Raw genomic sequence first — 11347 nt, forward strand, 5'->3', positions numbered from 1 at the left:
TAAATGAGAACAGTTATACAACGTGTACGACATTGCTCCGTCACGATTGACGGACTGGTAAAGTCTAAAATAGGAAACGGATTGCTCGTGCTGGTAGGTATCGAAGATCGCGACACACAGGAGGACATCGAATGGTTATGCAAGAAAATAGCGAACCTACGCATTTTCGACGATGAAAACGGGGTTATGAATCGCTCTGTGATCGAATCAGAGGGCGAGGTTATGGTCGTTAGCCAGTTCACTCTTCACGCGTCTACAAAGAAAGGAAACCGCCCCTCCTACATCCATGCGTCTAAACCGGATATCGCCATACCGATGTACGAAGCTTTCTGTGCGGAGATGGGACTTCAACTAGGCAAGGATGTTGCCACAGGAACATTCGGTGCAGATATGAAAATAGAATTGTTAAACGATGGGCCGGTCACAATCCTGATCGACTCGCAAAACAAAGAATAAGATGGCAGATATTACCCTGCAGGAAGCCCAGGAAAAGGTAGACCACTGGATCAAAACATACGGTGTACGCTACTTCAACGAGCTTACGAATATGACGATCCTGACCGAAGAAGTAGGCGAACTGGCCCGTATCATGGCTCGTACTTACGGTGAACAATCCTTTAAGGAAAGTGATAAACATCGCGATTTGGGCGATGAAATGGCGGATGTATTATGGGTACTACTCTGTCTTGCCAACCAAACCGGCGTAGACCTGACAGCAGCGTTCGAAAAGAATCTGCTGAAGAAAACCGACCGGGATAAAGAACGACATATAAACAATAAAAAATTATAACGATGGCACACGAACACAATTGCAGTTGCGGACATGACCATGATCATGACCACGACGACCAGATGGATAAATACCATGAAGCATTCACCAAATTTGAACCGGTAGCAACAGATAGCAAAATAACGGAAACGGTTAATGCACTCGTTGAAAAGCACTACAAGGAGAACTTCACACCCGAGGTATTAAAACAGATCCACGGATGTATCGACCTGACTTCCCTGACCAGTATAGATACAAAAGAAAGCATCTGGAAACTGGTAGATAAGGTCAATGATTTCGAAGGTACCCGTCCTGATGTTCCCAACGTGGCAGCGATATGCACCTATCCCCTCTTCGTTGAAACGGTAAAGCAGGCATTAGCCGCACAGAATGTGAAGATCGCTTCCGTTGCTGCAGGATTCCCTTCCTCACAAACATTTATAGAAGTAAAAATCGCAGAAACAGCTATGGCTGTTATGTCGGGAGCCGATGAAATAGATGTTGTGATGAATCTGGGTTACTTCATGGAAGAAAATTATGAAGAGATCGCCGAGGAATTGCAGGAGATTAAGGAAAGTTGCCGCGAAGCCAAACTGAAAGTGATACTGGAAACAGGCGCATTGGCTACTGCTGCCAATATCCGGAAAGCCTCCATCCTGGCTATCTATTCCGGCGCAGATTTCATCAAAACATCCACAGGCAAGGGTTATCCCGGAGCAACACCGGAAGCCGTTTATACGATGTGCAAAGTACTAAAAACGTACCATTCCATCGCAGGAAGACGAGTTGGGATAAAAATATCCGGAGGAGTACGCACAGCGGAGGATGCAGTTAAGTACTATACAATCGTAAAAGAGGTATTAGGCAATGAATGGCTGAACAACGAATTATTCCGTATCGGAGCAAGCAGCCTGGTGGAAGATATCGAGCACAGACTAGGGAAATAAAGTAGACAGTCGACATAAAAAAAGGTTCAATCCGTAGATGGGTTGAACCTTTTTTATATCTGAACATTTACTTATTTCTGTCTTTCCATGATATAATCGGCCAGTAAAAGAAGACCGTTCCGGGCATCCGATTCCGGAAGTTGCATAAGAACCTCCACTGCCTTATCACGATACTCCTTCATCCGCAATTCTGCATATTCGATACCACCGTTGGCTTTGGCAAACTCAATCAAAGCATCGATATTCTCAGCAGAAAAATCCTTATCGTGGATCACTTTCAGAAGAGATTCCACATCTTCTCTCCTACCCTGTTCCAGGGCGTGCAACAAAGGCAAAGTAACCTTTCCTTCGCGAATATCATTACCGGTAGGCTTTCCGATATTCATTTCTTTATAATAGTCGAAAATATCGTCCTTGATCTGGAAACAATACCCCAGATACTCCCCGAACTTACGACATATCTTTACCATTTCGGGAGAAGCATCTGCCGAAATAGCACCGATCTCCGTACAGGAAGAAAGCAGCGTCGCCGTCTTTTTCTTTATAACCTGCATATAACATGCTTCATCCAGGATAGTTTCTTCGGCTGTTTCGAGCTGTTTGATCTCACCCTCCGACAAGTCGCGCCCAAGGTTCGATACGATATTTATGATCTGCAGATTGCCTGTCTGAATAGAACGGATCAAAGCCGTGGAAAGGACATAATCCCCAACCAATACAGAGATGCGGTTATCGAAAATGGCATTCAGGGAAGGCACTCCCCGACGCTGCTTCGTTTCGTCGATCACATCATCGTGTATCAGTGTAGCCGTATGCAGCAATTCCAGGAAAACAGCCGAATTGATCGTATGATCGGTCACTTTTCCACAAGCTTTTGCCGTAAGCAATACCAATAACGGACGAACATGTTTACCGCTGGCATGCAATATCTGGTCGATAGCCGCTTGCAATCTACGCGTCTCACTACGAAGTGAATCCGCAAATTCATCGTTAAAGCGCTTAAACTCTTCCGCAACCGGTTCTTCTATTTTCTTTCTATCATTCATATTCTATCCAAAGATTCGCAAAATTAACAAAAAGTATTGAGTAAGCGAGTTTTTTCGTACATTTACCGTCTATTGTCACCCTAAAACGTGTTAAAAGAGATGAAGTTATTCCTCATAGATGCGTACGCACTGATCTATCGATCATACTACGCTTTTCTTAAAAATCCGCGTATTAACTCAAAAGGCATGAATACATCGGCCATTTTCGGGTTTATAAACAGTCTGGAAGACGTTTTAAAACGTGAGAATCCGACACATATCGCCGTAGCTTTCGACCCCAAAGGGCCTACCTTCCGTCATGAAGCATACGAACTGTACAAGGCACAGCGGGAAGAAACCCCCGAAGTGATCCGGCAATCCGTACCTATTATTAAAGATATTATTGAAGGATACAATATCCCGATACTGGAAGTCCCCCGTTTCGAAGCAGACGATGTGATAGGTACGATCTCGAAGCAGGCAGAAAAAGAGGGATTCGAAGTCTTTATGATGACACCCGACAAAGACTACGGACAGCTGGTGTCCGACCATATATTTATGTACCGTCCCAAATTTGGAGGCGACTACGAAGTGATGGGCGTAAAAGAAGTACTCGACAAATACTCGCTGACCTCGGTCGACCAGGTAATCGACCTGCTGGGTTTGATGGGTGACAGTTCCGATAACATTCCGGGTTGTCCGGGTGTGGGAGAAAAGACAGCCCAAAAATTACTCGAAGAATATGGCTCGATCGAAAACCTGCTGGAGAATACCGATAAACTGAAAGGGGCACTTCATAAAAGGGTAACAGAAAATGTAGAGCAAATTCGTTTCTCCAAATTCCTGGCAACGATTAAGACGGATGTGCCCATCCAGTTCGATGCGGCGAAATGCATCCGCGAAAAACCGAACGAAGCCCGGTTGACTGAGATTTACACAGAATTAGAATTCAGAACATTTATTAACAAACTAACCTCAGAGGAGAAAAAGCCTGCCGCAACGAAAGTTGCAAAGGGCCCTGTTCAAGGCTCTCTGTTTGACATATTTGCACCCGAGGAGCCGAGTGTTCCAAAATATTCGACTCTCGCGAACTTAAAATCGACACCTCATGATTACAAAGTCGTTGATTCTGAAGAAGAAAGAGCTAAATTAGGTCAATTTTTAATGGATCAGGATTTTTTTGCTTTTGACACGGAAACTGACGGTATCGATCCACTGACAGCCGGACTGGTCGGAATGTCGTTCGCTGTAAAGGAAAATGAAGCCTGGTACGTTCCGGTTCCGGCCGACAAGGAAGAGGCGGCCAAAGTAATAGCCCACTTCTCCCCTGCCCTGCAAAATCGCAAATCGCAAAAGATAGGTCAGAATATTAAATTCGATATCATGGTCCTCCGCAAGTATGGAGTGCGGGTAGCCGGTCCGTTGTTCGACACCATGATCGCCCATTACCTTCTCAACCCGGAGTTGCGACACGGAATGGACTATCTGGCGGAAACCTATCTCAAATATAAACCGATCCCCATCACGGAGCTTATCGGTTCAAAAGGAAAAAATCAGTTATGCATGCGCGACGTACCTTTGGCACAAATTGCCGAGTATGCCGCCGAAGACGCCGACGTTACCCTGAAGCTAAAAAACTTCTTCGCTCCCGAGCTCGAGAAAACCGGAATCGAATCGCTCTTCTTCGATATTGAAATGCCATTAATATATGTACTGGCAGAAATGGAGCAGACTGGCGTTAAGCTCGACACAGTCGCCTTGAAGCAGTCGTCGGATGAACTGACCGATGCCCTGAAAAAATTGGAAAAAGAAATCTATGAGCTGGCCGGTGTGAAGTTCAACATCAATTCCAGTAAGCAGGTCGGTGAAATCCTTTTCGAACGTCTGAAGATCGAAGAGAAAGCCAAAAAGACAAAAACAGGTAGTTACAGTACCAGCGAAGACATACTGGAAAAACTCCGCGGGAAACATCCGGTCGTAAGTAAGCTATTGGAATATCGCGGGCTGAAAAAATTACTGAGCACTTATATCGATGCCTTGCCGGAACTAATCAGTCCGGTAACAGGGAAAGTCCATACCTCATACAACCAGACAGTCACTGCCACCGGTCGCCTGAGTTCGACCAATCCGAACCTGCAAAACATCCCTATCCGGGACGAGCTGGGACGCGAAATCCGCAAAGCATTCATTCCGGATAGTAAAGATTGTACCTTCTTCTCGGCCGACTATTCGCAGATCGAACTGCGCATCATGGCCCATCTGAGTAATGACGAGCACATGATCGAAGCCTTCCGTAGCGGAGCAGACATTCACGCTGCCACTGCTGCTAAAATATACGGCATTCCGGTAGAGGAAGTGACCAGCGATATGCGTCGTAAGGCCAAAACAGCCAATTTCGGGATTATCTACGGCATCTCGATATTCGGCCTTGCCGAACGGCTGAACATTCCCCGGTCGGAATCAAAAGAGCTTATAGAAGGGTATTTCAAAAGCTATCCGGGTATCCGTGATTATATGGACGAAAGTATCCGTATTGCCAAGGAAAAAGGGTATGTGGAAACGATCTTCAAACGCAAACGCTATCTGCCGGATATCAATTCGCACAACGCCATCGTCCGTGGCTATGCCGAACGAAATGCGATCAATGCCCCCATCCAGGGCAGTGCCGCCGACATCATCAAGGTAGCCATGGTACGTATCTTCAAGCGTTTCGAAGCAGAAGGATTAAAAAGCAAAATGATCCTTCAGGTACACGACGAATTAAACTTCAATGTCTGCAATGATGAATTGGAGAAAGTAAAACAGATCGTCCTGGAAGAAATGGAAGGTGCGATCAAGTTACAGGTTCCTCTGATTGCCGATTGCGGCGAAGGGAACAACTGGCTGGAGGCACATTAAATATATCGTTTTAGATCCCGCCTCATCCTAGATATTTATCTGAAACAGGTGACTTAATTTGAGCGATATAGCTACAAATAGTAGACAACACCCCTATTTCGCCCCCTTTTACACCCCCATCTCAACGATGCTCACACCCGGGTGCAAAAGGGGGCGAGACCCGGATCTCAGTGAACTTATATCATTATCTTACTGGTTTTAAGTCATATACTTAGTCAAAAAAAGTCATAAGTCTACACACTATGAATGATAGTTATGATAGATGGAATGATAGTTATTTCTGGCAACTATCATAAGATAAACATCTATTATACAAACTATTAATTAAAAAAATGATAGTATGATAGTTACTTTTCAAAATATCTTTGGTAAAGAATGCAATATGAGAAAAGACAGTATATTACTTGTTCTTGAATAATATACAAGAAAGATTGGTTATCTTTGCAAACTGAAAAAGCTGTCGGATGGCAGCTCCTACAAAGAAATATTGCAAATAGATAATAAAACAATATATATTTTATGGCATTACAATGTGGCATCGTAGGTCTTCCGAACGTAGGAAAATCTACTCTTTTCAACTGCTTATCAAATGCAAAGGCACAGTCTGCAAACTTCCCGTTCTGTACGATCGAACCGAACGTAGGTGTAATTACCGTTCCCGACGAACGTCTGAACAAACTGGCAGAGCTGATCAACCCGAAACAAATCGTTCCTACTACGGTAGAAATCGTTGATATCGCCGGCCTGGTAAAAGGTGCCAGTAAAGGAGAAGGATTAGGTAATAAGTTCCTTGCAAATATCCGTGAAACAGATGCTATCCTGCATGTATTACGTTGTTTCGACGATGAAAATATCGTACACGTAGACGGTAAGGTAGACCCTGTACGCGATAAGGAGATCATCGATGCTGAACTTCAGATCAAAGACCTGGAAACAATCGATAGCCGTATTGCCAAAGTACAGAAACAAGCCCAGACAGGCGGTGACAAGCAGGCAAAACTGGCTTATGAAGTATTAGTAAAATACAAAGAAGCCCTGGAACAAGGAAAGAGTGCCCGTACAGTTACGTTCGAAACAAAAGACGAACAAAAGATTGCTCACGAACTCTTTCTGCTGACGAGTAAACCGGTGATGTATGTCTGCAACGTAGACGAAGCCAGCGCCGTAAACGGTAACAAATACGTAGAAGCAGTACGCGAAGCAGTAAAAGAAGAAAACGCAGAAATCCTGGTAGTAGCTGCCAAGATTGAAAGTGAAATAGCCGAGTTCGAGACTTACGAAGAACGCCAGATGTTCCTACAGGAAATCGGGCTGGAAGAGTCAGGTGTAGCGCGTTTGATCAAATCGGCTTACAGCTTATTGAACCTGCAAACTTACCTCACTGCCGGCGTACAGGAAGTACGTGCCTGGACATTCGAAAAAGGTTGGAAGGCTCCTCAATGTGCCGGTGTGATCCATACGGATTTTGAAAAAGGTTTCATTCGTGCAGAAGTGATCAAATATGATGATTTCATTCATTATGGTTCCGAGGCTGCCGTTAAAGAGGCCGGCAAGATGAGCGTAGAAGGAAAAGAATATATCGTACAGGATGGCGATATCATGCATTTCCGTTTCAATGTATAATCACAAAAAATAAGGTATAATAAGATACTAAAAGCCGTTCCGTTTTATTCGGAGCGGCTTTTCTTTTTACCATTACGGTATTGCATCGGAGTAACTCCGAAATATTCCTTAAAGCATTTACCCATATAGCCGGGGCTCGAGAAGCCGGCTTTCCATGTAATTTCCGAGATAGTCAGCTCGCTGTTTTCTAGCAGGGAAGCACATTTACGAAGTTTTATCTGAAGAATAAAATCATTCAGGGTAAGCCCTGTAATCGCCTTTATCTTTCCACCAAGACGGGTACGTCCGATAGCAATCTGACGACACCACATGTCGATATTGAAATCTTTATTCTCCATATTCTCTTCGATGATCCGGACAGAGTCTTCAAGTAATTGCTGATCGAGGCGGTTGGTAGCCAGATCGGTTGGTGCCGATTCCGCTTCGGTACAGAAACGAGCCTGTTGCCGTCTCAAAGTAGCGATCACATTATTACATTTTAAAAGAAGAAGTTCCAGATTAAAAGGCTTCATTATATAATCGCTCGCTCCGCACTTCATACCCTCGAGGGCACTTTCCAGATCCGTACGGGCCGTTAGTAAAAGGATCGGGATATGCGACGTTTCAAATTTCTTCTTCAACCGCTGGCACATAGCCGTACCCGACATGCCGGGCATCATCACATCACTGATGATCAGATCGGGCTGCATTTCTCCGGCAATACGGATACCTTCCTCTCCTTCACTAGCCTTATAAACCTTATATTTGATAGAGAAAGCTTCCTCCAGAACTTGCAGTAAATCTTCATTATCCTCTACAATCAGAACAGAAAGTGCATTCTCTTTTATCTCCGGAGAAGAATTATCCAGAGAATCGGAGAAAACGATCTCTTCCTCCGGCCACAATGTTTCTACAGGTAAAATATCAACCGCTGCGGCTTCTGTTGTTTTTTGTTCTTCGGTCAAATGTTGTTCACCCAGTTTGAGAGTCACTATGAATGTAGTCCCCTTACCTAATGCACTCCGTACTTCGATCGTTCCTTTGTGTTGCAATATAATTTCTCTAGTAAGTGCCAAACCTATTCCACTACCGGAAAGGGATACACCGGAAGCATTATCTGCCTGGTAAAAACGATCGAATATATGATCTTGTTGGCTCTGGGGAATACCAGAGCCAGTGTCGGAGACACGTATCTCCGCAATATCCTTTTTCTGTAGAATGGTGATCGTTATGTTTCCCTCTTTCGGAGTAAACTTAAAGGCATTTGAAAGTAAATTATTAAATACTTTCCGGATCTGAGCCGGGTCGAACCAGACTGGGATATTCTCATCTGCCGTATCCAATTTATACTGGATATGGTTCACTGCGGCATAATCCCGGAATGAATCGAATATCTGTTGTATGAAGGCAACCAGGTTTTGTTTGCTTGCATGGAAAGGCATCTTACCCTGTTCCAGACGACGGAAATCCAGTACTTCGGTTATCAGCTGCTGCATCTGTCCGGTATACTGGCGGACCTTCAATAGTTTGTTGCGAAACGTTCCCCCTAAATCGTAATTCTGCAGGATCAAATCGATCTGGCTGACCATCAAGGTCAACGGAGTACGAAGCTCGTGCGATATATTGACATAGAACTTTAACTTCATCTGGTTCAGTTTCTCGATACGTAGCTTCTCCCTATGTTCCATTTCCAACGAAGCTTTCAATACGGCACGACTCCGGTTAAAGCGGATAAGCCAGACCAGAAACAGGACAGCCAGCAAAATATAGATACCGAAAGCATAGACTGAGGCATAAAAAGGAGGACGTATCCGGATATCCATAGCGATCTGCTTGCCCTCTCCCACTTCACGTACCAATAAACGATATTTTCCGGGGGATAAAGAAGTATAAATTATCAATGGATGCCGGGTTCGCGTCCATTGTTTATCCAATCCTTCCAGTTTATACTCAAACAGGTTCTTGTCGGCATACCGGTAATTGGTGGAAGTAAAGCCGATTGTCAGATTGTTGCGGTCATAGGGTAAAGTCAGTTCGGATGTATATGCTATTCCTTCCTTTAGAGGAGTGGAAGCAGAAGAAGGGGTCATAAGCGTATTATCCAGATATAAGCTATTGAAAGAAATCGTATAAGGCACAGTTGTAGCAGCCAGACCTGATTCTTTTGTAGCTATAACACCTTCTACTCCCCCGATAAAGATCGTACTGTCTTTCGGTGATATATATACGCCGCAATTAGAATTCAGCCTGTGAAGCGGTGAAGATATTCCCAGCAACGTATGTGTACTTTTTCCTTTCTTCATATCCAGCAAGGTGATTCCACGTATCGATGTAATCAATAGCCGTCCCATCGGTGTAACACACACTTTGAAAGGTTCGTTAGTCAGTAGCTGTCCCTGCTCCTGGTTATAGCAAGCCCAGAAATCATTCAACGGCTCATATCGCAATACTCCCATACCGACAACAACAAAATAAAGGTTTCCTCTATTGTCACCGGTAATACTTTGTACCGGCTTTTTCCCTATCATCCCTTTTACAGAAAGTATATCTTCTACTTTTCGGGTATCCATACTGACACAGAGTATTTCCCTGTTGGCCGGAGCAAGCCAAAGCCTGTCCTCCATATCCAGATAAGCAGCACGGATAATAACTCCCGTCTGGCTCAACAGGTCGGGATCGGTAAACAACCATGAAAGCTTTTGCGTTTCAAGATCCAATAAATATATCCCCCCCTGGGAAACAACGATCAGATTCCCTTTCCAGGGTATGAGATCTGTAATTATCTGTTGATGATCTTCAACTAATACATCCGCCCCTATCTGTTCAAAAGGTCCGGAAGAAGTGGAGCAAAGCAATCCACGCAGAAAAGTACCGACATATAATCTGTCCCGGTCTGCATCATACCAGACCGACTTGGTTGTACGGCACGGGATACGCGAAGGACCGGAATCAAAACGTTTTATCTTTTGAGTCTTAAGATCCATCGAGTTTAGTCCTCCATGCTCGGTTGCTATATATAAATTCCCTTTGGTATCCTCCGTCATTTTACCAAACAGGAAACCGTTCAGACTATTGGGGTCACTCGGTGAAATACCGTAAAATGTATAATTTTCCGTGTCCGGATTGAAATAACTGAGTCCTCCGTAATAAGTTCCGACCCACATCCCACCCTGGCTATCCCGGTGGATAGCATAAACGGATGAATGCTGTAAAGACCAGGAGACTTGTTCTTTATGAGATAAATGGTAACAGTCCTGCAGAGAAGGCTTCACTACCGTTATTCCACCAAAGCTTCCGATCCATATATTCCCTTTAATATCCTGGTTAATACAACGAACCTGGTTATTGACAAGCGGACAAACCGGACTATTCTCCTGCAGAGCAATCCATGTACCGTCATTATATACTCTCACTCCATTCGATCCCGTACCTACCCATAACCGGTTCTGTGCATCCTTAAACAAGGAAGAAATGGATTCGTTTTCCAACAAGGAACGAACGGTTCCTCCAGTATATTCATACACCCCCTTGTTAGTTCCCAACAACCAACCGGCATCAGATAAAAGCAGAGATCTTATAGTGATAGTCGAGTCCTGAAAAGCATACAGTTTTTCAGGTTCCCCATCGAGCCGGTAACGATAGAGTGTATTTTTAGACGAATAATACAAATACCGGTTCTCATAAGTCAACGTATTCGCCGAAATATCCGTCCGTCGGAACTCTTCCGTCCTCATATTATAAGCAATCAACCGGTTATTGGCCAACATATAGACAAACGCCTCCCCATCCCCACAAATAGCATGGATATTATTATCCTCCACACCATCCATATAGGTAGAGAGACGGAAAGAACGGACAATTCTTCCATCATACACATTGAAGTTATCATTACCAAACCAGATATATCCTCTTGCGTCTTCATAAATAGAGATCGCCGATGGTTGCGTAAATCCATCATTCAAATCGACATGTTGAAAGTAAAGATCTTTTGCCGACACAGGAAATACTAGTAAAAAGCACAATAATTGATAGAGGTTCTTAAAACTCATACAAACGATATTTACATGCAAAAATAGCTTATTTCCAACTAGTAAGCAATAAGATAA

At 44.0% G+C, this 11347-nt stretch carries 7 protein-coding genes; 5 read left to right on the forward strand and 2 right to left on the reverse strand.

Annotated elements, in window-relative coordinates; genetic code table 11:
- The first annotated feature begins 3 nt into the window (after positions 1–3).
- From dtd to deoC, 3 genes are read left to right on the forward strand one after another with little or no spacing between them, the layout of a single operon-like run.
- The gene (gene dtd, locus M1P97_RS17610) at positions 4–456 is read left to right on the forward strand and encodes a D-aminoacyl-tRNA deacylase (protein WP_129730759.1); all 453 of its coding nucleotides are present in this window, start codon (positions 4–6) and stop codon (positions 454–456) included.
- Between the two features lies 1 nt (position 457).
- Positions 458–790: a nucleotide pyrophosphohydrolase gene (locus M1P97_RS17615; protein WP_195370572.1), complete on the forward strand. Its 333-nt coding sequence runs from the start codon at positions 458–460 to the stop codon at positions 788–790.
- Between the two features lie 2 nt (positions 791–792).
- Positions 793–1716, forward strand: coding sequence for a deoxyribose-phosphate aldolase (gene deoC, locus M1P97_RS17620; protein WP_195370570.1), 924 nt, complete (start codon positions 793–795; stop codon positions 1714–1716).
- Positions 1717–1787: 71 nt separating this feature from the next.
- Here deoC and M1P97_RS17625 read toward each other — a convergent pair whose 3' ends face one another.
- Positions 1788–2762 carry a polyprenyl synthetase family protein gene (locus M1P97_RS17625; protein ID WP_195370568.1) on the reverse strand — a complete coding sequence of 325 codons (975 nt, stop codon included), beginning with the start codon at positions 2760–2762 and terminating at the stop codon, positions 1788–1790.
- Between the two features lie 99 nt (positions 2763–2861).
- Between M1P97_RS17625 and polA the strand changes: the two genes are divergently transcribed.
- Positions 2862–5639 carry a DNA polymerase I gene (gene polA, locus M1P97_RS17630; RefSeq protein WP_249389749.1) on the forward strand — a complete coding sequence of 926 codons (2778 nt, stop codon included), beginning with the start codon at positions 2862–2864 and terminating at the stop codon, positions 5637–5639.
- Between the two features lie 519 nt (positions 5640–6158).
- Positions 6159–7262 (forward strand): redox-regulated ATPase YchF, encoded by a 1104-nt coding sequence (gene ychF, locus M1P97_RS17635; RefSeq protein ID WP_195370564.1) that lies wholly within the window; start codon positions 6159–6161, stop codon positions 7260–7262.
- A gap of 44 nt (positions 7263–7306) precedes the next feature.
- Here the strand turns inward: ychF and M1P97_RS17640 are convergent, their stop codons facing one another.
- Positions 7307–11290, reverse strand: a complete 3984-nt coding sequence (locus M1P97_RS17640; RefSeq protein ID WP_249389750.1) for a hybrid sensor histidine kinase/response regulator transcription factor — start codon at positions 11288–11290, stop codon at positions 7307–7309.
- Positions 11291–11347 lie beyond the last annotated feature (57 nt).

Origin of the sequence: Parabacteroides leei, assembly GCF_023369805.1 — a bacterium.
Lineage (GTDB): Bacteria > Bacteroidota > Bacteroidia > Bacteroidales > Tannerellaceae > Parabacteroides > Parabacteroides leei.